The organism is Streptomyces sp. B21-083 (assembly GCF_036898825.1).
Taxonomy (GTDB): domain Bacteria; phylum Actinomycetota; class Actinomycetes; order Streptomycetales; family Streptomycetaceae; genus Streptomyces.
In genome coordinates this window covers 4,533,818-4,554,984 of the sequence record NZ_JARUND010000002.1, presented here as the reverse complement: position 1 = coordinate 4,554,984, position 21,167 = coordinate 4,533,818, and the positions used below count along the sequence as shown (strand labels likewise).

Here is a 21,167-nt window from a genome sequence, read left to right as displayed (position 1 = left end):
GTGGACGGCAGGGTCAGTGGTGCGCCGGGCAGGCCGCGTCGATCATGGCGCGGGCCGCCTGCTTGGCGGCGCCGGCGGCCGCGGTGGCGTCTCCGACGCGCGTCGCCGCCAGTGTTCCGTCGATGAGAAGCGTCAGCTGGAACGCGAGTGTGTCGGGGTCCGCGGCTCCGGCCGTGGCGGCCAGGTCGCGCACCCAGTTACGTACGGTCTGCTTGTGCTCCGCGGTGATGGTGTGCGGGGTGCTGCCTGGGTGGTACTCCGCCGCCGCGTTGATGAACGCACAGCCCAGCGTGCCCGTTTGTGCCGACTGTTCCAGTGCGACAAAGAGGCCGAAGAGCTGCTCGCGCGGGTCCTCCCCGCCTGCGAGGGCCGCCGAGCGCATCTGGCTCCGCCAACTGTCGTCCATTCGTCGCAGGTAGGCGGCGACCACGTCGTCCTTGCTGGGGAAGTGCTTGTACAGCGTGGCCTTGGCGACCCCCGACTCGGCGATGAGCCGGTCCACCCCCACGGCGTGGATGCCGTGGGCGTAGAAGAGCTCGCTGGCGGTGTCGAGAATGCGGTCCCGGGCGGGGAGCCGCTTGGTCGCGGGGTCCATGTGGTAAAAACTAACAGACAGGTCTGTCTACTTCAAGTGGGGCGCCATCGCTCCGCCGAACCGGGTTCGCGTCCGCGATGCCGTACCGGTGCATTCTCGGCGAGGCGCTGCTGCCGCACGGGGGCAGCGTCAAAGGGTGAACAAGCTGATCGACGGGAGTGGGTCCGGCCCTCGCAGAAGGGCGGCCGCCCCCTTGAGAAAGGAATCTTCCATGGAGGAGCAGGACGAGCAGGGCGAGCGCTTCGACGTCGTCGTACTCGGGGCGGGACCCGGCGGCTATGTCGCCGCCATCCGCGCCGCCCAACTGGGCAAGCGCGTCGCGGTCGTCGAGGAGAAGTACTGGGGCGGCGTCTGTCTGAACGTCGGCTGCATCCCCACCAAGGCCCTGCTGCGCAACGCCGAACTGGCGCACATCTTCACGCGCGAGGCGAAGACCTTCGGTATCAAGGTCGACGGGCAGGTCTCCTTCGACTACGGCGAGGCGTTCCGGCGCAGCCGCAAGGTGGCGGACGGCCGCGTCAAGGGCGTCCACTTCCTGATGAAGAAGAACAAGATCACGGAGATCAGCGGGCACGGCACGTTCCGCGACGCGCACACCCTCGACGTGGCCCTGTTCGACGGCTCGACGCGGACGATCGGCTTCGACCACTGTGTCATCGCCACCGGCGCGACGCCGAAGCTGCTGCCCGGCACCCGTCGTACGTCCCGTGTGGTGACGTTCGAGGAGCAGATCCTCGCCGAGGAGCTTCCGCGGTCGATCGTGATCGCGGGTGCCGGCGCGATCGGCATCGAGTTCGCGTATGTCCTGAACAACTACGGCGTGAAGGTCACGATCGTCGAGTTCCTGGACCGGGTCGCGCCGCTGGAGGATGCCGAGGTCTCCGCCGAACTGGCCAAGCAGTACCGGAAGTTGGGCATCGACGTGCTCACCTCCACCCGGGTCGAGTCGATCGACGAGTCCGGTGCGCAGGTCCGGGTCACCGTCACGGGCAAGGACGGCGCACAGCAGGTCCTGGAGGCCGACAAGGTCCTCCAGGCCATCGGCTTCGCGCCGAACGTCACCGGCTACGGCCTGGAGAAGACCGGTGTGAACATCACCGAGCGGGGCGCGATCGACGTCGACGGCCACTGCCGCACCTCCGTGCCGCACATCTACGCCATCGGCGACGTCACCGCGAAGCTGATGCTCGCGCACGCCGCCGAGGCGATGGGCGTGATCGCGGCGGAGACGCTCGCGGACGCGGAGACCATGGAGCTGGACTACGCGATGATCCCGCGCGCCACCTTCTGTCAGCCGCAGATCGCCAGCTTCGGCTACACCGAGGCGCAGGCCAGGGAGAAGGGCCTAGACGTCAAGGTCGCCAAGTTCCCGTTCACCGCGAACGCCAAGGCCCACGGCCTGGGCGACGCGAGTGGCTTCGTGAAGCTCATCAGCGACGCCAAGTACGGCGAACTGATCGGCGGCCACCTCATCGGCCCCGACGTCACCGAACTGCTGCCGGAACTGACCCTGGCCCAGCAGTGGGACCTCACCGTGCACGAGGTGGCCCGCAACGTGCACGCCCATCCGACCCTGGGAGAGGCCGTCAAGGAGGCCCTGCACGGCCTCGCCGGGCACATGATCAACATGTGAGGGGCCGGGGTTGTGGGGTTCGGGGCTCGGGGCAGGCCGGCGGCCCCGGCCTCGCGACGGCGCGGCTCGGGGCCCCGTCCCGGGAAGGAAGGGCCAGGCCCTTCCGGTGCTGGTTCTCGGGGCGCTCGTCGCGCTGCCCCCTTGTTCAGACGGCGCCCGCGGCGGCGGTCGCCGGGTTGGCGCGCGGGTCGTCCGCCTTCGGGCTGCGTGGCATCGAGAACGCGAGTACCGCGGCCACGGCGACCGCGCCGGCGCCGACCCAGAGCGCGGGGGTGAGTCCGTCCACGAACAGTGCGGGCGACCCGTAACCGCCCTGCGAGGAGAAGACGGCAGCCAGCGAGGCGACGCCGATGGCGCCGCCGAGCTCGCGGATCGCGTTGTTGGCGCCGGAGGCGATGCCCTGCTCCTCCGGCCGGACCGTGCTCATGACGAGGTTCGCGGACGGGGCGAAGAACATGCCCATGCCGATGCCGCAGACGATCAGCGCGGGCAGCAGGCTGGTGTAGGACGCGTCCGGTTCGACGGCCAGCGCCCAGAGCCCGAGGCCCACGGCGTTCAGGGCCATCCCCACCGCGACGACCGGACCACCCCCGACGCGGTCGGAGAGCACCCCGGCCAGCGGCCCGGCGATCATGGGCATGGCGGTCCAGGGCAGCATCCGTACGCCCGCTTCCATCGGCGAGTAGCCGCCGACGAGCTGCAGGTACTGGCTGAGCAGGAAGATCGCCCCGAACATGCCCAGGAACATCAGCAGACTGGCGATGTTGATGGCGCTGAAGGAGCGGTGCCGGAAGAGCCGCATCGGCAGCATCGGGTGCTCGGCGCGCAGTTCGTAGCGGACGAAGGCCACGAGCAGTACCGCACCCGCGCCCAGACCTCCCAGGATCGGGGCGCTGGTCCAGCCGTCGGCGTTGCCGCGGACCAGGGCGTAGATGATGCCGAACAGACCGCCGCTGACAAGGGCGGTGCCGATCAGGTCGAGGCTCTGGTTCGGGCCGTGGCTCTCCTGGAGCTTGAGCCGGCCGATCGGGATCAGCGCCAGGCCGATCGGGACGTTCACCCAGAAGATCCACTGCCAGGAGAGGTGTTGGGTGAGGGTGCCGCCGATGAGCGGCCCCATGGCGACGGCGATCCCGCTGGCCGCGCCCCACACACCCAGGGCAGCGCCGCGCCGTTCGGCGGGGACGGCGGCCGACAGCAGGGTGAGCGTCAGCGGCGTCACGATCGCGGACCCCACGCCCTGCACGGCACGGGCGGCGATGAGTTCGTTCATGCCGGGAGCGAGGGCGGCGGCGGCGGAGGCGGCCGTGAAGAGTCCGAGTCCGAGGACGAACATGCGTCTGCGGCCGAAGCGGTCGCCGAGCGAGGCGCCGAACATCACCAGGACCGCGAAGGCGAGTGTGTAGGCGCTGACCGTCCATTCCAGGTCTTCGAGGCCGCCGCCGAGATCCTCGCGGATGGAGGGGAGGGCGGTGGTGACGATCAGGTTGTCGAGGGCGGTGATGAATCCGGCCACGCTGGTGATGACCACGACCCATACGGTGGAGCCGTGCCCGGACGGTTGCCGGCCTTGTCGCTGTGCCATGACGTTCCTTAGCGGGCAGATCGCTGATTGATCAACGAATATGTGGGTGGAGGACCTCGGCCTGCGCGGGCGCTCCAGGGAGATGCTGAGGGCGTCAGCCCACTTGTCGGCCACCACTCGCCGACACTTCCCACTCCGGTGGTCGCCGTCGCGATGCCGTCCTCTCGCGGTGTGCGCGCGTGCGCTGACACGCCCGACGCTACGGCCGGAGGGAGGGAAGCGGATCGGTCACCGTATCGGTCATGGGGACGCCAAATATGGTTGAACTGGAGACGTTCTGAGTGGCTCCGGCAGCAACAGCCTCCTAAGATCTCAGTCAAATGGACCTGTACGGACGGCGCCAGGAACAGGCGGCCCTTGACCGGATCCTTGACGCCGCGCGTCAGGGCGACGGGTCGGCCCTGATGCTGTGGGGCGAGCCCGGGATCGGGAAGACCGCTCTGCTCGAATACGTGGCCGAATCAGCCGCCGTGGACTTCACCGTCGTGAGATGCCGGGGCACTCGCCTGGAGTCGGGGCTCGCGTTCGCCGCACTGCACGAACTGCTCTGGCCGGTGACGGACCGGATCAGCACCCTCCCAGAACCGCAGGCCAAGGCCCTGAACGCGGCGCTCGGCAACAGCGGTGACGCGGCGGACCGGTTCCTCATCAGCGTGGCCGTACTGACACTCGTCGGCGAGCTGGCCGGGGAACGGCCGGTGCTGCTCATCGCCGACGACGCCCAGTGGCTGGACGAACCCTCCGCGCGGTGTCTGGCCTTCGTGGCCCGGCGGCTGCGCAGCGAGCCCGTGGTCATGCTCCTCACCGGACATGACGATCCCGTGGACGGCCCCTGGGAGAAGCTGGCGGCCAGGGAGGTCCGCGGCCTGGACGACGAGGACGCCCGGCTCCTGGCCAGGGCCGTCGCTCCACACCTGGACGAGGCGGCGATCCGCCGTACGGTCCGCGCGGCCGCGGGCAACCCGCTCGCCCTCCAGGAACTTCCCACGTCCCTGGCGGCGGGCGACATCTCGGCGCATCCGCTCGCCGGTGCGCAGATCGCCGTCGGTCCCCGTCTGCGCGGTGCCTTCCGCGCCCGGATCGAGAGACTGTCCGCACCCGCCCGCACCGCGCTGCTCCTCATCGCCGCCGACGACCGCAGCGACGGGAACACCATGTGCCGGGCCGGTCTCGTACTCGGCCTCGACGCGGTCGTGTGGGACGAGGCGATGCGCTCGGGTCTGCTCACCACCCGCTCGGACGGTCGGATCCATCTCCGCCACCAGCTGATGGGGGCGGTGGTCTACGAGGACGCGCCGGCCGCGGACCGGCAGACGGTTCATCGCGCGCTCGCCTCCGTGCTGACCGGTGAGAACGCCGACGAGCTGCGTCCCTGGCACCTCGCCGCGGCCCTGGAGACCGCGGACGGATCCGACGAGGAGGTGGCCCGGCTGCTGGAGGAGTCGGCCCGGCGCTCCTGGGCGCGCGGCGGCTGTGCCTCGGCCGCCCGTGCCCTGCGGCGTGCGGCTGAGCTGTCCCCCGCCACGGACGACGCGGCCAGACGGCTGGCCCACGGGGCGACGGCGGCCTGGGAGTCCGGCCATGGCGACGCGGCGCGGGGAATGCTGGAGCGGGCCGAACGCATGTCCTCCGCGGCCACGGTCGCGGATCTCAGCCAGGGGTTGCGCGGGCTGATCCAGTTCGCGCACGGCGACATGGAGATCGCCTGCCGTCAGCTGACCCGGGACATGGAGCAGGTGGCCGATCCGGGGCAGGCGTTCAGGCTCGGCAGCGTGGCGCTGTGGGCGGCGTGGGCGGCCGGTCAGGGCGCACTGAAACGCGAGGTGCTCCAGCGGCTCGAACGGCGGCTCCCGCAGGGGGACTTCCCGGACGCCGATCTGCTGCCGTTGCTGCGTGAATGGTGGACGGAGGACCAGGAAGACAGCGTCGACGGCCGCGACCAGGTCGTGGCGACCGGCGTCGTGGCGCCCGGTGCCGAGGGTCCTCGCCGGCTCGGCGACGTTTCCTGGTTCCTGATGCCGCCGGCACCGCTGGGGGTGGCCTGGGGCATCGAGAGTCTCCAGCAGGAGACTCTCCGCCGCGAGATGGACAAGCTGCGGCCCACGGACCAGGTGACCGCCCTGACCCAGGCACTGGCCCAGACCGTGACGCTCGACATCGCGCAAGGCTCCTGGGCCTCGGCCATGGCGAACGCCGTCCAGGGTCTCCAGGTTGCGGAGGAGATCGGCGACGACCACCTGGCGGCGCAGTGCCGTACCTCCCTCGGCTGGCTGGCAGCGGCGCGGGGCGAGGAGCGGACGGTCGCGGACCTCGCCGTCCCGACCATCGAACGGTGGGGGCCACGGGGCGTGCGCGTCTTCAGCGCCGCCGCGCAGTGGAGCCTCGGCATGTCCGCACTTTTCGCCGGACGGCCCGAGGAGGCCCTGGACCATCTGGTCCGCCTGACCGAGGACGGACACCACACGGCGCACCCCACCATCGCGCTGCTCGCCGCGCCGGACACCGTCGAGGCCGCGATCCAGGCCGGGCAACAGGCGAGGGCCGAGGAACAGTCACGGTTGCTGCGGAGGTGGGCCCAACGGACCGGCGCGCCGTGGGCGGTCTCCGCGAGGCACCAGGTCCATGCCCTGCTGGCGTCGGGCGCGGACGCGGAGAAGGAGTTCCGGCTCGCGCTGGACGTCCCCGGAGCTTCGTCGCGGGCCTTCCCCTACGCCCGTACGCGCCTCCTGTACGGCGAGTGGCTGCGGCGCACGCGTCGTCGAACCGACGCCCGGACACAGCTGGCCGAGGCCGCCGAGACCTTCCGGCGCCTCGGCGCGGCTCCCTTGCTCGCCCGCACCGAGGCCGAACAGGAGCTGACGGGTCAGCAGCCGCGCCGCGACTCCGCGCCGGCCAGGGATGCCGGCACGGTCCTCACCCAGCAGGAGCTGAGAGTCGTACGGCTGGCCGCGGAGGGGCTCACCAACCGGGAGATCGGGACGCAGCTGCTGATCAGTCCCCGCACGGTGGCCCATCACCTGGCCAACGTGTTCCCCAAGCTCGGCATCGTCTCGCGCGCCGACCTGGCCCGCGTCGACTTCGACGACGGGTTGCGCCTGATGGGCTGACCGCCGACTACGACACCCGCCGGCCCAGGAGATCCATCAGCGACCTCCTCCTGGCCGGCGTTCCCGCCATGGCGCCGACGCCGTCTGCCTTCAGCGGGGATCTCCGCCGACGCACCCGGTGCGGTGCTGGGTGACACGGGCGGCGGCTCTCTGGGGCAGCACCGGCCCGCTGGGCACGGACCGCGTCCGGGAGCGCCTCCCCGCCGGAATCCGACGCCCCCGCTCACCGTGCCCACGAACCATGGGCACGGTGAGCCGGTTTGAGCCGGCGGCCGGCGTGGCGTCAGAGGTCGCCGGGCGGCCGGACCGGTCTCGGTCTGCGGCTCTGCCCATCAGCTGCTGATCGGCTACCGATCGGCTACCGATCGGCGCTGGGAACGGCCAGGGGGTCGCCCGGTGCCCTCTTCTTCGCCTTTTCCATCTGTTCGCCGAGCTCGGTGAGGCGGTTGCGGCCCATGGCCTTGCGCACGTCGGGAAACCACTCCTTCTCCTCTTCCTCGACGTGGTGGCGGACGTTCTCCATGAGGACGGTCATCTTGGCGTCGAACCGCTCGTCCTTCGGGTCGAGGTCCTTGAGTTCGGAGAGCATCCACACCACGACGTGGTGCTCCTCGACGCTTTCGAGGACGTGGTCCTTGGTGTCGGGAGCGGACTGGCGGGCGGCCGGGTAGAAGATGTTCTCCTCGATCCACGTGTGCGTGGTGAGCTCTTCGATCACCTGGTCGACGATTTCGCGCTTCTCGGCGTGGGCGTCGTCGCCGGCCTTCTCGAACCGCTTGAACAGCTTCTCCACGGTCTTGTGGTCTTCCTTGAGCAGCACGATCCCGTCCACCGGTGTCTCCTCGCCTCGCCGTACCGGGCGGCGCGGTCGGCCGCCCCAACGCCGTGTACCCCGCCGAGCACCGCATAGCGCCGGGACCCGGCCGGGTCGACTCGGAAGAGCGACGGGGACGTATGCCATATCCCTCATGTTCCTCAGGCGCGGGCGTCGCGCGTCGGTGAGCGCGGGACCCGGGTCCGGTGTCGAGCCGGACTCTAGGCCGGCGCCCCACAATGCCAGCGCTGGCGAAAGGAACGGGCGGCGTGAAGCCGCAGGCTGCGACATACGGGGGTTCTCTTGCAGTTCCGGATCTTGGGCACGTTAGCGGTCGGTGTCGGCGGCACGGTTCACGCCGTTCCAGGGCTTCGGCAGCGCTGTCTGCTGGCGAGCCTGCTCATCCAGGCCCCCGCGGTGGTGCCGGTCTCGACGTTGTACAGCGAGTTGTGGGACGAGAATCCACCGGCCACGGTCGAGAACGCGCTCCAGGCACATGTGTCGCGACTGCGACGCACGCTGGTCCAGTTGGCGGGCGACCCGGCGGCGGCCGACGTGCTGCGCACCCGGAGTTCCGGCTACAGCCTGGACGTGGCGCCGGAGAACATCGATGTCAACCGGTTCCGCGGATACATACGCCAGTCCCAACGGATGACGGCGGCCGAGGATCTGCCGGCCGCGCTGGACCTGCTGGAGCAGGCGCTCGGGCTGTGGCGGGGGGCCCCGCTGGGTGACGCCGCCGCCGGGCCGCTGTGCCGGAGCGCGGCCACGGAGTGGGAGGAGGAGTACCTGTCCGCACGGGAGGACGCCTACTGGCTGCGCATCCGCGTGGGCGAGCCGATGAGAGTGGTCGGGGAACTGAAGCGGATGAGCATCGCCCACCCATGGCGGGAGCGGATCACCGAACTGCTCATGGTGGCGCTCTACCGGAGCGGGCGTCAGGCCGAAGCGGTCGGGGTCTACAACACGGCCCGGCTGCGGCTGGTCGACGAGCTGGGCATGGAGCCCTCGCCGAAGCTGCGCCTGCTCTTCCGGCAGATGCTCAACCAGGACCCGGACCTGCACGGCTCCACCGCCCTGCTGGGCCAGAGCGCCTGATCAGCCGCGCAACCACCGGTGCGGGCCTCCCGGAAACCCGGGAGGCCCGCACCGGTGGCGCGTCGGGCGAGTGCCGCCACGGGGCTACTCGGTGCCGCCCCCGGGCAGCAGCCGACGGAAGCCGGTGTACGCGGCCAGCGCCTCCGGCAGCACCACCGAACCGTCCGTCCGCTGGCCCTGCTCCAGCAGCGCGGCGACGGTACGCCCGATGGGCAGGCCGGAACCATTGAGCGACGCCGCGGTCCTGCGGGCATCACCTGTCCGGTAGCGGATGGCGGCCCGGCGCCCCTGGAAGGTGCCGCAGTCCGACACCGAGGAGATCTCGCGGTAGCTGTCGCTGCCGGGCAGCCACACCTCGACGTCGTACGTCTTCCGAGCGGAGAACCCGATGTCGCCGGCCGGCAGCAGCACCACCCGGTACGACAACTCCAGCCGTTTCAGGCACTCCTCGACATGACCGAGCATCAGCTCCAGCTGCTGCGCGGCGTCCTCGTCCCGGCAGATCCGTACCAGCTCCACCTTGTCGAACTGGTGCAGTCGCAGGATGCCGCGGGTGTCGCGGCCGTAGGACCCGGCCTCGGCCCGATAGCACGGGGTGCGAGCGGTCATGGCCAGCGGCAGCCGGCGCTCGTCGAGGACCTCCCGCGCCACCAGGTTGGTCAACGGCACCTCCGCGGTGGGGATCAGGAACATCTCCCGGCCGCCCACCGACGTGACGAACAGGTCCTCCTCGAACTTCGGTAGCTGCCCTGTGCCGGTCATGGTCTCCCGGCTGACCAGGTGCGGTACCGCGTACTCGGTGTACCCGTGCTCCCGGGTGTGCAGGTCCAGCAGCAGGGAACCCAGCGCCCGTTCCAGCAGGGCGCCGGGGCCGCTGCTGACGCTGAACCGGGCCCCCGACAGCTTCCCCGCCGCCGTGGGGTCCAGCACGCCGAGCCGCACGCCGAGGTCGTCGTGGTGCCGCCCGAGGCCGGGCCCCGTGCCGCGCTGAGGGCCGATCCGCCGCACCTCGACGGCCTCCTTCTCGCTGGAGCCGTCGGGCAGGTCGTCCGAGGGCAGGTTCGGCACTGTCAGCAGCAGCCGCTCCAGCTCCTGGCCGGCCTCCCGGGCCTCGGCCTCCGCGGCCTGCACCCGTTCGCGCAGGCGGCGGTTGCGTGCGTGCGGGTCCTCGCCCGTCGGGTCCGCCCCCTCCGCGGCCCGCGGCCCGCCGGCCCGGTGCGGGCCACGGGACGCCTTCTTCAGCTCGGCCCGCAGTTCGTTCACCGCCGCCAGCGCGGACAGGCGCCGCCGCTGTAGGGCCCGCAGCGCGTCGAGGTCGAGCGGATAACCGCGGCGGGCCAGCCGACGCTCCGCCTCCGGACCGTTCTCGATCAGCTCGCGTACGTCGTGCACGTCGTTCCTCCGTATCTCGTGAACAGGGGGCGGTGTCAGGTCCGTTCGGAGATCGCGGCGGGGGTACGGGCCGGCGCGACGGTGTCCGGCCGGTCCGTTTCGGCGGCGACATGCGAGGAAGCCAGCGCCCGGTAGCGCTCCGGGGAGACGGCCCGCAGCCGCAGCGCCCACAGGACGCCGAGCCCGGCGACGATCACGATCACCCACGGCAGCCGCGCGACGACGCCACCGGTCGCGCCGGTCAGCACGTCGAAGTTGCCGACCACCAGCCGGACGGTGACGGCCAGCCCGGCGAAGCTCAGCAGCGGCACCAGCGTGCCGCGCCACCAGCCGAGCCGGACGCCCTTGCGGCGCAGGGCGACCGCGGACAGCGCCGACAGCGCCTGCAGGACGACGATCCCGAGGGTGCCCAGGCCGAGCATGCTGGTCGTCATGTTCGCGTACGGGTCCAGTCCGCCGGCCGCGAAGGCGACCACGGCGGCGGCGCACACCGCCACCTGCACGAGGCCGGCCAGGTGCGGTGAGCCGAACCTCGGGTGCAGCCTGCCCAGGAACGCGGGCAGCAGGCCGTCGTCGGCCATCACCTGGGCATACCGGTTGGCCGCGCTGTGCAGGGCCAGGGTCGCGGCGAACAGGCTGGAGCAGAGCATGATCTCCAGGGCGGTGCTTCCGGCGGCCCCGAGGTAGTCGTCGCCCAGGTTGAAGAAGAGGTCGCCCAGCTGCTTCCCGGCGGTCTCCCGCACCTGGCCCGGGCCGATCGCGCCGACCGCCAACCAGCTGGTCAGCGCGTAGAAGCCGGAGATCAGCACCGCGGCGACGTAGGTCGCCCGCGGCACGCTGCGGTGCGGGTTCCGCGTCTCCTTGCCGTACAGGGCGGCCGACTCGAAGCCGATGAACGACACGAAGGCGAACATCAGCGAGACGCCGACGCCGGGGCCGGTCGCCACGTGCCAGGAGAACGAGGTGGCCGGCAGCGCGTGCAGGCCGTGCCGGGCCAGCACGGCCACGTCCAGGGCGGCCAGGACGCCGATCTCGGCGATCATCAGCACCGCCAGCACCCGGGCGCTGAGGGCGATGTCCCGGTATCCCAGGACGCCGATGAGCGCCAAACCGATCGCGCTGCACCACTCCCACGACAGGTGCACCCCGTGGCCGGACAGCACCAGGCTGGTGAAGTAGCCCGACGCGCCGACCAGGCCGATGGTCGCGCAGTTGTAGGAGACGACCGCCGTCCAGCCGCTGCCCACCGCCGCCGGGCGGCCGAGGCCGTCGGCTATGGAGGCGTAGAAGCCGCCGGAGCCGCCGGTGCGGCGAGCACTGATCGCGTACCCGACGGAGAAGCACACAAGGGTCACGCCGGCGAACAGGAACGCGGCGGGGACGCCTTCGGCGGTGCCGATCGCGAACGCCAGCGGGACGGTGCCGACCATCGCGGACAGCGGTGCGGCCGCGGCGACGATCATGAAGACGATATGGCTGGTCGTCAGGGTTCTGGTGGGGGCGGACGAGGATGGACTTCCGGCAGTCATGGCGTGCTCCTGGGATCTTGGATCTTGGATCGCGGACCTCGGGTCGACGTCGGTGAGGCACGAACGGGGCTGTTCGGCCTTGGACGCGTTCTGTCGACCGATCAGGCGGTCGTGAAGGCCAGCACGGCGTTCTGTCCGCCGAATCCCATCGAGCTGCTCAGCGCGAGGTCGAACCGGGCCCCGGTGGCCGTGGTGGCCACCTTGACCTCGCAGGCGGGATCGGGGACGTCGAGGTTGGCGGTGGGCGGTACCACCTGCTCCTCCAGACCGAGCACGGTGAACGCGGCCTCGACAGCCCCGGCCGCGCCGAGCAGATGACCGGTGACGCCCTTGGTGGAAGTCACCAGCGGGTCGCCGAGCAGACGGTGCACCACCCGGGCCTCGGCGAGGTCGTTGAGCCGGGTGGCCGTGCCGTGCGCGTTGACATGCCCGACATCGGACGGCAGACAGCCGGCGTCGGTGAGCGCGGCACGCATCGCCGCCTCCAGCCCCCTTCCGTCCGGGTGCGGAGAGGTGACGTGATGGGCGTCGGCGGAGGCTCCGTATCCGGCCACCCGGGCGCGGACCCGTGCACCGCGTGCGACGGCGTCGACGGACCGCTCCAGGACGAGCACCCCGGCACCCTCCCCGGCCACGAAGCCGTCGCGGTCCACGTCGAACGGCCGGGAGGCCGCGGCCGGGTCGTCGGTGCGCCGCGACAGCGTGCCCATACGGGCGAAGCCGGCCATCACCAACGGGGTGATCATGGCCTCGCTGCCGCCGGTGAGCACCACGTCGCACCGGTCGAGGAGCAGCAGGTCGCGGGCGAGACCGATGGCCGAGGTCCCGGAAGCACAGGCCGTGGCCACCACCATGTTGGGGCCGGTCGCGCCGAACTCCATGGCCGTCTGCCCGGCCAGCATGTTCGGCAGCTGCATCGGCAGCAGCAGCGGGGAGACCCGGTGCGGTGACTGCTCCACCAGCACCCGGTGCTGTTCCTCCACGGTGCCCGGTCCGCCGTCCGCGCAGCCGAGGACCACACCTACCCGGGCGCCGTCCCAGGTGGCCGGGTCCAGGCCGGCGTCGGTGACCGCCTCGCGCGCCGCGACCAGCGCGAACTGGCTGAAGCGGTCGAGCCGGTGAGCCCGGCGGGCGCCGAGCAGGGCGTCCGGATCCCAGTCCGGCACCCGGCACGAGATGCGCACCGGGTTGCCGTCGAGGGTGGGGTCGAGGGCGGCGGCGGGGCGTCCGGCGCGTACGCCCGCCCAGCTGGCGGCGGTGCCGATCCCGGCCGGGGTGACCAGGCCGAGACCGGTGACGGCGATGTCGGCCATCACACCCGCGCGCTGCCCTGCTCGATCAGCGCCACCATGTCCCCGACGGTCTCGGCCTCAAGCAGCTCGTCGTCGGAGACGGACACTCCCAGCTCGTTCTCCAGGACGAGGGACAGCTCGACGACGGCGAGCGAGTCCAGCTCGATGTCCTCCCGGGTGGCCTCCAGGGTGATCTGCTCGGGGGTGACCTTGAGCTTGTTGACCAGGATTTCCTTCAGTTTCTCGAACATGACGAGCCTGCCTCCATGGTGACGGTGCGTGGGATGTGCGGGTCGGAGAAAAGGGGCGCGGCGCCGGCTCGGCCTACAGCTCGGGCCAGGTGAGGGTCGCCGCACCCCAGGCCAGACCGCCGCCGAAGGCGGTCAGCAGCAGCCGGTCGCCGGCCGTCAGGCTGCCGTCGGCGGCGCTCTGGTCCAGGAGCAGCGGGATCGAGGCGCCGCCGGTGTTGCCGACGTGCTCGATGTTGGAGAGCTGTCGCTCCGGCCCGATGTCGAGCCGTTGCGCGACAGCGCCGAGGATGCGCGCGTTCGCCTGGTGCGCGGCGAACCGGTCGACGTCCTCCGGCCGCCAGCCGGTGTCGGCGAGTGAGCGCAGGGAGGCGGCGGTCATCCGCTCCACCGCGTGCCGGTAGGTGGCCCGGCCGGCCATCTGGAAGTACTCGTCGCCCGGCCGGGGCGGGACGCCGGAGGAGCGTTGACGTGAGCCGCCGGCCGGCACGCTGATGAGATCGCTCAGTTCACCGTCGCTGCCGAGCACCACCGAGCCGAGGGCACCCGGTTCGTCCGCCGTGCCGGCCCGGAGCACCACGGCGCCGGCGCCGTCGGCGAAGATGACCGCCGTACTGCGGTCGGCCGGGTCGATGATCGTGGTGAACGCGTCCGCGGCGACGACCAGCACCCGGTTGGCCAGACCGCAGGCGATGAATCCGGCGGCGGCGGCCAGGGAGTACAGGAAGCCGGTGCACACCGCCGCCACGTCGAAGGCCGGCACCCCGTTCAGCCCCAGCCGGGCGGCCACGGCGGGGGCGGTCGCCGGGCAGGGGTGGTCGGGTGTGGTGGTGGCCAGCACCACCGCGTCGACCTGTGAGTCCTGCGCCGATTTCAGAGCCCGCCGACCGGCCTCGACGGCGAGGTCGGAGGTGGCGGTGCCCGGGGTGACGACATGCCGGGAGGCGATGCCGGTCCGGGAGCGGATCCATGCGTCGGAGGTGTCCAGCCGGGCCGTCAGATCGTCGTTGGTGACCACCGTCGGCGGTACGTAGCCACCGACCCCGGCGATCACGGCCGCCCGCCCGGCAGGTGTTCCGAAGACGGGGGCCGCGGAGGACTCGGGCGCGCTCACGGAAGCTCACTCCGTCCCAGCGCGTCCGCGGGCAGGCCCATGTAGGCCATGCGGCTCGCGGCCATCTCGTCGGTCCACCGCTCGGCCATGTCGTAGCGCTGCTCGGGGGTCGTGTCGAGGAGCCGTACGCCCGGCCAGACCTCGTAGTCGCCGATCAGTTCGGCCTGTTCGAGCATGCCCTGCTGGAACAGCTCCTCGCGGTGGATGACGTAGGGCCGGTCCGGGACCCGGTCCCACAGCTCGGTGCCGGCCGCGAGGATCTCCGTCAGCCGCGGCAGGTACTCGGGGTGGTCCCGGATGTGGTCGCGCAGGATCGTGGCGGCCACGGTCAGATGCCGGATCTCGTCGATCGCCGTGCCCCGGGAGATCTCCTGGGTGGCCTCCGACAGCGGGGTCCACTTGCGCTCGCTGAGCTCGGCGGCCGGGGCGAGCACACCCTCGATGACGATGGCGAAGACGGCCACCCCGCCGTGGAAGTCGCCCTGGTCACGGATGATCTCCAGGGTGAAGTCCTCCACCGGCTGGAGGACTTCGCGCCGGTAGTCGGCGGCCATCTCCTCGATGTCGGCCGACAGGGTCCGGCTCGGCAGGCCCAGTTCCACCAGATGGTTGCGGAACACCCGGGCGTGCCGGGCCTCGTCCATCAGCTGGGTGGCGTAGAACTCCATCTCCGGGATGCCGGGGGCGCGCGAGACGTAGTGGCCCAGCAGGCGGGTGGCGATCTCCTCCGACAGGCCGCGGAAGCCGAACTCCAGGACCAGCGCCTCACGCAGGGGACCCGGCCGGCGCAGGAACTCCGGCACGTCGGCCTTCTCGTGGTGCCCGGTGGCGCCTCGGCCACGCAGGGTGCCCTGCGCGACCTCGGTGAACCAGTACGCCAGGTCGCAGTGGTCCGGGCCCAGGGTCAGCTCCTTGGCCCCGTCGAGCAGGCCGGGGGCGGTGTCCCAGTCGGCCTCTTGGGCGGTGGGCGCGTTCATGAGGGCACGTTCTCCTTCGCCGACTCGGTGGGCCGGAGTCCGGGCGGGGGTCCCTCGTCGTTCTCGGCGACCGGTATCAGCTTTCCGGCGAAGATCTCCCCGGAGCTGCTGATCAGCGGGTCGCCCTCGGCGAGGTCGGCGTGGACGACGGCACCGAGCAGCACCTCGTGGTCGCCGACCTGGAAACGGCCGACCACCCGGCAGTCGTAGTGCGCCAGCGCGCCGTGGAAGAGCGGCGCCCCGGAGTAGGTGGCCGGACGCCAGTCGATGCCCAGGAACTGGGCGGCGCCGTCGGGCCGGGAGCTCTCGGCGAAGTGGCGGGCCAGCGAGGCCTGCTCACCGCTGAGCACGTTGACCGCGAAACGGCCCTCGGCGGTGGCGAGTTTGGCCAGTACCGAGTCGGGTTTCAGGCACACGCCCAGGACTTGTGGGCGGCGGGAGATCCGGGTCACGGTACTGACGGTGGTGCCGTGGCGGCGGCCCTCGTGGTCGGCGGTGATCACCGACACGGGAGTGGCCAGCCGGCGCATGGCCCGGTCCTGTGCGCTCCAGCGGCTGCGCAGTGCCACCTTGCTCATCGGGTCGCCCCCTGTCCGGTCGGAACGGTCACATCGAGCGTGCGGGTGTCGGAGCCGGGGACATGGCCCATGGGGACCGGGTCGCTCACGTGTCCGATCGGCTTGGGGTGCTTGAGGCCCAGGTCGTCCAGCAGCCGCAGATAGCCGGGCTGGCGGACCGGCTCGAACGGCAGGGCGTAGGGCTTCATGAAGTTGCCGAACAGACCGCGGTCGCCGAACAGATGGAAGGGCAGCACCAGCAGGGCCCATTCCGGTCCGGCGAGCCAGCACCACAGGGCGGCGACGGCGCCCTGGGTGATCAGGCTGTGCATGACGTTGTAGGCGACGTAGTAGCCCTTGTGGATGGGGGCCCGGCCGCCGGAGCGCCGGAAGGCGATGGCGCCGGGGATGTAGCCGATCAGGTCGATGTAGAGGAACAGTCCGACGGCGGGCAGCCAGCGGATGTCGTCGAGGTGCCGGACGATCAGGCCGGTCGTCACCGCCAGACCGACCAGGTACTCGGCGCGGTGGAGCGAGAAGGTCCTCGGTGTCTCGAAGGGATTTGCCTGGTCCACGGTTGAACTCCTGACAGAAGGGAGGTTTTACGGGGCGGCCGCCGGGTCGAGATCCAGGTCCGCGTCGAGGATCGTGGTGCCGGGGTAGAAGCCGCTGACGGCCCAGGCGACGGTCTCCCGGATGACGCGCTCGGCGATCGGGTCGAGGATGCTGGCGAGGCTCGGGATGCCGAAGTCGAAGTCGGCGGTGAAGACGACGGAGACGTCCGGGCCCTCCTGGCGCAGCGTCCACACGCCCTCGAAGCTGTCGAAGTCGCCGTCGGTCTGCGCGAACCGGATCTCCAGCCGGTCGCGGAGGAACGTGTCCTTCTCGGTCCAGCGCAGCAGCCCGCTGCGGAAGTGCAGTTCCCAGCTGGAGCTGCCGACCGGCTCCGGCAGCGTCGCGTGCACCGTCGTGGACCGGACGTGCGGGGCCAGTTCCGGATAGCGCTCCCAGCGCGGAACGGTGGCGAAGACGTCCTCGGCGGAGGCGAGGCGCACCAGGGCGTGGAGTTCGACGTGTCGCATGGTCAGTTGCCGCCTTCGGGCATCGTGGCCGAGTGTCGTACGAGGTCGACGGTGGCCTTGTCGAAGGAGTCGAGCAGGAATTCGACATCCCGGTCGGTGAGGATCGCGGGCGGGGTGAACCGCACCACGGAGGAACCGTTCATCGAGTGGTTGGCGACCACTCCGTGGTTGAACAGCTCGATCAGCAGCTCGCCGGCCAGTCCCGGCTCGACCAGCTCGACGCCGATCAGCAGCCCCTGGCCGCGCACGTCCACGACCAGGTCGGGGATGTTGCGCCGGGCGATCTCGGTGATCCGCGGCAGCAGCCGGGCGCCGAGTTCCCGGGCCCGCGGCACCAGTTCCTCCTCGCGGATCGCGCGGACGGTGCCCTGTACCGCCGCCATCAGCAGCGGCTGCCCGGAGAAGGTCGAGGTGTGGACGTACGGGTCCTTGTCGAAGGGCCGGAACGCCTCGCGGGTGGCGATGGCCGCCGAGACCGGAACCACGCCGCCGCCGAGCGCCTTGCCGGCCAGCAGGACGTCCGGGCGGATGCCCTCGGCCTGCAGTCCCCACCACTCACCGAGCCGGCCGAAGCCGGTCTGCACCTCGTCCAGCACCAGGAAGCCGTCGAACTCCCGGACCGCCTCCTCGACCTGCTTGAGATAGCCCTTGGGCGGGATGACGACGCCGCCCTCGCCCTGCACCGGCTCGATGATCACGCAGACCTCGCCCGGGTGCCGGGACAGCTCCGCGCGCAGGGCGTCGATGTCACCGAACGGCAGGTGCGCCACGTCGGGGAGCAGCGGGCGGAAGGGCGCCTGGTAGACCTCCTTGGCGGTGGCCGACAGGGCGCCGAGCGTCTTGCCGTGGTAGCCGCCCTTCATCGAGACCGTCCGCCTGCGGCCGTTGGCCCGGGCGAGCTTCAGGCCGGTTTCGACCGCCTCCGCTCCGGAGAGCGCGAAGTGCACGCGGTCCAGGCCCTCCGGGGCGACCGACACCAGCGCTTCGGCGGCACGGGCGACGGTCGGCTCCAGCAGGATGCGGGTGGCCACCGGGTGGGTCTCCAGCTGCCGGCGCACCTCCTCCATGACGACGGGGTGACGGGCGCCCAGGATGAAGACGCCGTAGCCGCCCGCGTTCAGGAAACGTGAACCGTCGGAGGTGGTCAGCCAGGCTCCCCGTGACTCGACCTCCATATGGGTTCCGAAGAGCTCGGCCAGGGTCGCCCGGCCCTTGCTCAGATGGGCCCGGTAGAGCCGGAGGACCTCCTCCTCCTGGCCGACCGGTGCGTCGACGCTCGTGGTCATTGATGACTCTCCTTCGGTCTGTGGGCGACCCGTGGTCAGGACAGGTCGAGCGGGGCGCCGGCGGCGTAGGCCAGCAACGGCTCGACCGTGGAGCCCTGGGACGGCGGGTGGAAGGCGAGCGGGCGCACCGAGGCGGCCGTCCGCTGGTGCTCGGAGGACCGGATGAAGTCGATGCCGCCCAGCAGCTCCAGCGCCTGCTGGGTGGCGAGGGACAGCGCCTCCTGCGCGGCGAAGCGGGCGATCAGCACCTGGGAGACGGCTTCCTCCCCGTCGATCCCGTCGCGCACCGCGCGGGCCACACCCAGCAACAGGTGGAACGCGGACTCGGTACGGATCAGCAGGGCGCCGCGTTCGCTCGCGCTGCCGCGCCCCCGGGCCAGCACTTCCTCCGTCAGGCCGGCGGCGGCGCCCGCGTACCCGCCCGCCACCAGCATCTCGAACCAGACGAAGCCGGCGTTCTGCAGGTCGTCGATGCGGCCGGGGTCGTCCGCGGTGGTACGGACCACCATGTCCTCGGGCACGAAGACGTCCGTCAGACGCACCTCGTCGCTCTGGGCGGCGGCCAGTACCTCACTGCTCCAGAAGGGGTGCAGGGTCAGGCCCGGCGACGCGGAGTCCACCAGGGCCAGTGCCAGCTCCGGTGTGCCGTCCGCGCCGGGCACCGCGATGCTCGCGGTGAGCAGGCTCATCGAACGGGACAGGCTGCAGGGCTTCTTGGCGCCGTCGAGCAGATATCCGCCCTCGACCGGGGTCGCGGTGACCGCCGGGGTGAGGATGTTCTGCTGGGTGCGGCCCTCGGCCCAGCCGGAGGCCATCAGCCGCTGCTCCGGCACCACCGTGTGCAGGACCTCGGTCTGAGCGGGTGTCAGCCGGCCGGGGCCGTCGGCGAGGGCGTAGAGCATCGCAGCGGTGAAGTGGTGCATCGTCGAGGCGACGGCCAGCGACGGGGACAGCGAGCCGACGGCCCGCTGGACGAGCACGGCGTCCACCGGGTCGGCGCCCAGCCCGCCGTACTCGGTGGGAACGAGCAGCCCCACGCCCGCGGCCGACCGGAACAGGTCGACGACCGGGCTGCCGGCCGCCTCGCGCTCCTCGAACGGCAGGTCCGACAGGGCCTTGACCAGCCCGGGGTGGAAGCGCTCGCAGGTGTCGCGGGCCATGTCGAGAGATCTCACAGCTGTCCCCTCGTTCAGGTTGTTCTCGGGTCGTGGTCGGTCGGTCGGCGGCCGGCGGCGCCGACGGGCGGGTCAGTCGCCGAAGACGGTCCGGTGCGGGCTGACGTCCCGCGCGATGCTGACGCCCTGGACGTGGGAGGTCTTGAGCATCGGGTAGTTGGCCTCGCCGAAGACCCCGCCGGTCAGGCCGGTCCCGCCGTGGCTGGGCAGGTAGGGCAGGAAGCCGATGTGCGAGTCGTTGACCTTCAGCAGACCGCCGTTGACCACCCGCTGTACGAAGGTGTCGACGACGTTCTCGTCCCTGGCCCACAGGGAGTTGCGCAGCCCGTACTCGTTGGTGTTGACGAAGTCGATGAAACGGTCGAGGAGTACCTCGTCGGTGTCCGGCTCGGCCACCACGATCGGCAGCAGCGGGAAGAACGTCTCGTGCCGCACCACGTCGTGCTCACGGGCCGCGGCCAGCCCGTCCACCCGCAGCACGGTGGGCTGCAGGAAGACGCCCGTCTCGGAGGGGGTGCCGTCCACCTCGGTGCGTCTGCCGCCGGTGACGAGCCGCGCGCCCTGCTCCAGTGCCCGGTCCAGCAGACCGAAGAACCGCTCGGTGCGGCGCACCGGTGACAGGAGGACGTCCTCCTCGTCGGGATGGCCCGGCCGCACACCGGCGGCCTGCCGCTCGACCTCGGCGATGAGGTCGTCGGCGACCTCGGGGTGCACCAGCACGTAGTTGGGCACCATGCAGATCTGCCCGGAGCCGTAGAAGGCCTCGGTGATCGCCTCGGCGGCATAGCCGAGGTCGGCGTCCTTCCAGACGATGATCCCGTCGTTGCCGGCCAGCTCCAGGATCGGCTTCTTGCCGTGGGCCACGCACTGCTCCTGGAAGCGCAGGCCCTCCTTGCTGCCGCCGATGTAGAAGATGTCGTCGATGAGCGGGCTGTCGAGCCAGCGGTCAAGGGTCTGTCTGGGGTTGGAGCAGACCACGTTGAGGGTGCCGGGGGGCGCCCCCACCTCCTCCAGGAGCGGTGCCGCCACGTCCCGCAGCACCCACAGGGTGCTCAGCGCGATGCTGCGCGGGGCGCGCACCACGACCGCGTTTCCGGCCATCACGGCCAGGACGGCCAGGGCCGCGCTGGGCGCCGGAGCGTTCTGCGGGGGGTTGAAGGCGACCACACCGTCCGGCTGGCGGCGGACGATCAGCCGACGTCCGCCGGCCTCGAACTCGGTGTGCATCTGCTGCGCGTACCAGCTGATGCTCTCCTCGCTGTAGACCTGGAGCAGACAGCTCAGCTCCCAGCGGGCCAGTTTCACCGGGTGGGACTCGGCGACCAGCATCTCCACGAACTCGTCCTCGCGGCGCAGCAGTTCCTCACGGAAGAGGGTGCCGAGCCGCAGGCGTCGCTCCAGGGGGACCGCCGCCCAGCCGGGCGCGGCCGCGGCGGCCGCCTCACTCGCGAGGTCGATGGCGGCGTCGTCGGCGATCGCGCACCGGCCGATGACGTAAGGGTGCTGCGCCGCGGGTGAATCCGCGTCCTTCTCGAGAGTGCGCTTGAGGCTGACGCTGGTGAAGACATCCTCGAGCAGCGACTTGGCACTCACGGTGTAGACCCAGCCGTCGCCCTCGATGTCTTTCCCCGCGATAAACAGCCCATAACTGTGGAACTTTTTCCCGGGATTCATCCTGCGGAC

General features: G+C 71.3%; 18 protein-coding genes. 3 read left to right on the top strand and 15 right to left on the bottom strand.

The window, feature by feature from the left end; translation table 11 throughout:
* Window positions 1-13 precede the first annotated feature (13 nt).
* Window positions 14-595 (bottom strand): TetR/AcrR family transcriptional regulator, encoded by a 582-nt coding sequence (locus QA861_RS44520; RefSeq protein WP_334594644.1) that lies wholly within the window; start codon window positions 593-595, stop codon window positions 14-16.
* A gap of 211 nt (window positions 596-806) precedes the next feature.
* Between QA861_RS44520 and lpdA the strand changes: the two genes are divergently transcribed.
* Window positions 807-2,228, top strand: coding sequence for a dihydrolipoyl dehydrogenase (gene lpdA, locus QA861_RS44515; protein WP_334594643.1), 1,422 nt, complete (start codon window positions 807-809; stop codon window positions 2,226-2,228).
* A gap of 145 nt (window positions 2,229-2,373) precedes the next feature.
* Here lpdA and QA861_RS44510 read toward each other — a convergent pair whose 3' ends face one another.
* Window positions 2,374-3,813, bottom strand: a complete 1,440-nt coding sequence (locus QA861_RS44510; RefSeq protein WP_334594642.1) for a DHA2 family efflux MFS transporter permease subunit — start codon at window positions 3,811-3,813, stop codon at window positions 2,374-2,376.
* Window positions 3,814-4,133: 320 nt separating this feature from the next.
* Here QA861_RS44510 and QA861_RS44505 point away from each other — a divergent pair, with 320 nt between their 5' ends.
* Window positions 4,134-6,920, top strand: coding sequence for an ATP-binding protein (locus tag QA861_RS44505; protein WP_334594641.1), 2,787 nt, complete (start codon window positions 4,134-4,136; stop codon window positions 6,918-6,920).
* 358 nt (window positions 6,921-7,278) lie between these two features.
* On the opposite strand, the gene QA861_RS44500 is transcribed toward QA861_RS44505, so the two are convergent.
* On the bottom strand, window positions 7,279-7,752 hold the full coding sequence (locus QA861_RS44500) for a hemerythrin domain-containing protein (RefSeq protein ID WP_334594640.1): 474 nt from the start codon (window positions 7,750-7,752) through the stop codon (window positions 7,279-7,281).
* Between the two features lie 300 nt (window positions 7,753-8,052).
* Between QA861_RS44500 and QA861_RS44495 the strand changes: the two genes are divergently transcribed.
* Entirely contained in the window at window positions 8,053-8,832 is a 780-nt protein-coding gene (locus tag QA861_RS44495; protein ID WP_334594639.1) for an AfsR/SARP family transcriptional regulator, read from the top strand.
* Window positions 8,833-8,916: 84 nt separating this feature from the next.
* On the opposite strand, the gene serS is transcribed toward QA861_RS44495, so the two are convergent.
* The 12 genes from serS to QA861_RS44435 form a co-directional block, all read right to left on the bottom strand.
* Complete coding sequence (serS, locus tag QA861_RS44490; RefSeq protein WP_334594638.1) at window positions 8,917-10,224, bottom strand: serine--tRNA ligase; 1,308 nt, start codon at window positions 10,222-10,224, stop codon at window positions 8,917-8,919.
* A gap of 35 nt (window positions 10,225-10,259) precedes the next feature.
* Complete coding sequence (locus tag QA861_RS44485) at window positions 10,260-11,753, bottom strand: APC family permease (protein ID WP_334594637.1); 1,494 nt, start codon at window positions 11,751-11,753, stop codon at window positions 10,260-10,262.
* A gap of 101 nt (window positions 11,754-11,854) precedes the next feature.
* Window positions 11,855-13,066 carry a beta-ketoacyl-[acyl-carrier-protein] synthase family protein gene (locus tag QA861_RS44480; protein WP_334594636.1) on the bottom strand — a complete coding sequence of 404 codons (1,212 nt, stop codon included), beginning with the start codon at window positions 13,064-13,066 and terminating at the stop codon, window positions 11,855-11,857.
* Window positions 13,066-13,296 carry an acyl carrier protein gene (locus QA861_RS44475; protein ID WP_334594635.1) on the bottom strand — a complete coding sequence of 77 codons (231 nt, stop codon included), beginning with the start codon at window positions 13,294-13,296 and terminating at the stop codon, window positions 13,066-13,068. The genes QA861_RS44480 and QA861_RS44475 overlap by 1 nt, the downstream gene beginning before the upstream one ends.
* 73 nt (window positions 13,297-13,369) lie before the next feature.
* Window positions 13,370-14,407: a beta-ketoacyl-ACP synthase III gene (locus QA861_RS44470; protein ID WP_334594634.1), complete on the bottom strand. Its 1,038-nt coding sequence runs from the start codon at window positions 14,405-14,407 to the stop codon at window positions 13,370-13,372.
* Complete coding sequence (locus QA861_RS44465; RefSeq protein WP_334594633.1) at window positions 14,404-15,384, bottom strand: ferritin family protein; 981 nt, start codon at window positions 15,382-15,384, stop codon at window positions 14,404-14,406. Before QA861_RS44465 ends, QA861_RS44470 begins: the two co-directional genes overlap by 4 nt.
* Window positions 15,381-15,962 (bottom strand): flavin reductase family protein, encoded by a 582-nt coding sequence (locus QA861_RS44460; RefSeq protein WP_334594632.1) that lies wholly within the window; start codon window positions 15,960-15,962, stop codon window positions 15,381-15,383. Before QA861_RS44460 ends, QA861_RS44465 begins: the two co-directional genes overlap by 4 nt.
* Window positions 15,959-16,516 carry a hypothetical protein gene (locus QA861_RS44455; RefSeq protein WP_334594631.1) on the bottom strand — a complete coding sequence of 186 codons (558 nt, stop codon included), beginning with the start codon at window positions 16,514-16,516 and terminating at the stop codon, window positions 15,959-15,961. The genes QA861_RS44460 and QA861_RS44455 overlap by 4 nt, the downstream gene beginning before the upstream one ends.
* Window positions 16,517-16,543: 27 nt before the next feature.
* A complete protein-coding gene (locus QA861_RS44450) occupies window positions 16,544-17,023 on the bottom strand; it encodes a type II toxin-antitoxin system RatA family toxin (protein WP_334594630.1) in 480 nt (159 codons plus the stop codon).
* A gap of 2 nt (window positions 17,024-17,025) precedes the next feature.
* The gene (locus QA861_RS44445; protein ID WP_334594629.1) at window positions 17,026-18,309 is read right to left on the bottom strand and encodes an aspartate aminotransferase family protein; all 1,284 of its coding nucleotides are present in this window, start codon (window positions 18,307-18,309) and stop codon (window positions 17,026-17,028) included.
* A 35-nt stretch (window positions 18,310-18,344) separates the two neighbouring features.
* Window positions 18,345-19,484 carry an acyl-CoA dehydrogenase family protein gene (locus tag QA861_RS44440; RefSeq protein ID WP_334594628.1) on the bottom strand — a complete coding sequence of 380 codons (1,140 nt, stop codon included), beginning with the start codon at window positions 19,482-19,484 and terminating at the stop codon, window positions 18,345-18,347.
* Between the two features lie 72 nt (window positions 19,485-19,556).
* The gene (locus QA861_RS44435; RefSeq protein WP_334594627.1) at window positions 19,557-21,158 is read right to left on the bottom strand and encodes an aldehyde dehydrogenase family protein; all 1,602 of its coding nucleotides are present in this window, start codon (window positions 21,156-21,158) and stop codon (window positions 19,557-19,559) included.
* Window positions 21,159-21,167 lie beyond the last annotated feature (9 nt).

What these genes read in the sequence shown, in the direction of transcription:
- QA861_RS44435 (WP_334594627.1), bottom strand. Translation starts at nt 21,158, where the DNA reads ATGAATCCCGGGAAAAAGTTCCACAGTTATGGGCTGTTTATCGCGGGG.
- QA861_RS44460 (WP_334594632.1), bottom strand. Translation starts at nt 15,962, where the DNA reads ATGAGCAAGGTGGCACTGCGCAGCCGCTGGAGCGCACAGGACCGGGCC.
- QA861_RS44520 (WP_334594644.1), bottom strand. Translation starts at nt 595, where the DNA reads ATGGACCCCGCGACCAAGCGGCTCCCCGCCCGGGACCGCATTCTCGAC.
- QA861_RS44445 (WP_334594629.1), bottom strand. Translation starts at nt 18,309, where the DNA reads ATGACCACGAGCGTCGACGCACCGGTCGGCCAGGAGGAGGAGGTCCTC.
- QA861_RS44505 (WP_334594641.1), top strand. Translation starts at nt 4,134, where the DNA reads ATGGACCTGTACGGACGGCGCCAGGAACAGGCGGCCCTTGACCGGATC.
- QA861_RS44510 (WP_334594642.1), bottom strand. Translation starts at nt 3,813, where the DNA reads ATGGCACAGCGACAAGGCCGGCAACCGTCCGGGCACGGCTCCACCGTA.
- QA861_RS44475 (WP_334594635.1), bottom strand. Translation starts at nt 13,296, where the DNA reads ATGTTCGAGAAACTGAAGGAAATCCTGGTCAACAAGCTCAAGGTCACC.
- lpdA (WP_334594643.1), top strand. Translation starts at nt 807, where the DNA reads ATGGAGGAGCAGGACGAGCAGGGCGAGCGCTTCGACGTCGTCGTACTC.
- QA861_RS44450 (WP_334594630.1), bottom strand. Translation starts at nt 17,023, where the DNA reads ATGCGACACGTCGAACTCCACGCCCTGGTGCGCCTCGCCTCCGCCGAG.
- QA861_RS44485 (WP_334594637.1), bottom strand. Translation starts at nt 11,753, where the DNA reads ATGACTGCCGGAAGTCCATCCTCGTCCGCCCCCACCAGAACCCTGACG.
- QA861_RS44480 (WP_334594636.1), bottom strand. Translation starts at nt 13,066, where the DNA reads ATGGCCGACATCGCCGTCACCGGTCTCGGCCTGGTCACCCCGGCCGGG.
- QA861_RS44465 (WP_334594633.1), bottom strand. Translation starts at nt 15,384, where the DNA reads ATGAACGCGCCCACCGCCCAAGAGGCCGACTGGGACACCGCCCCCGGC.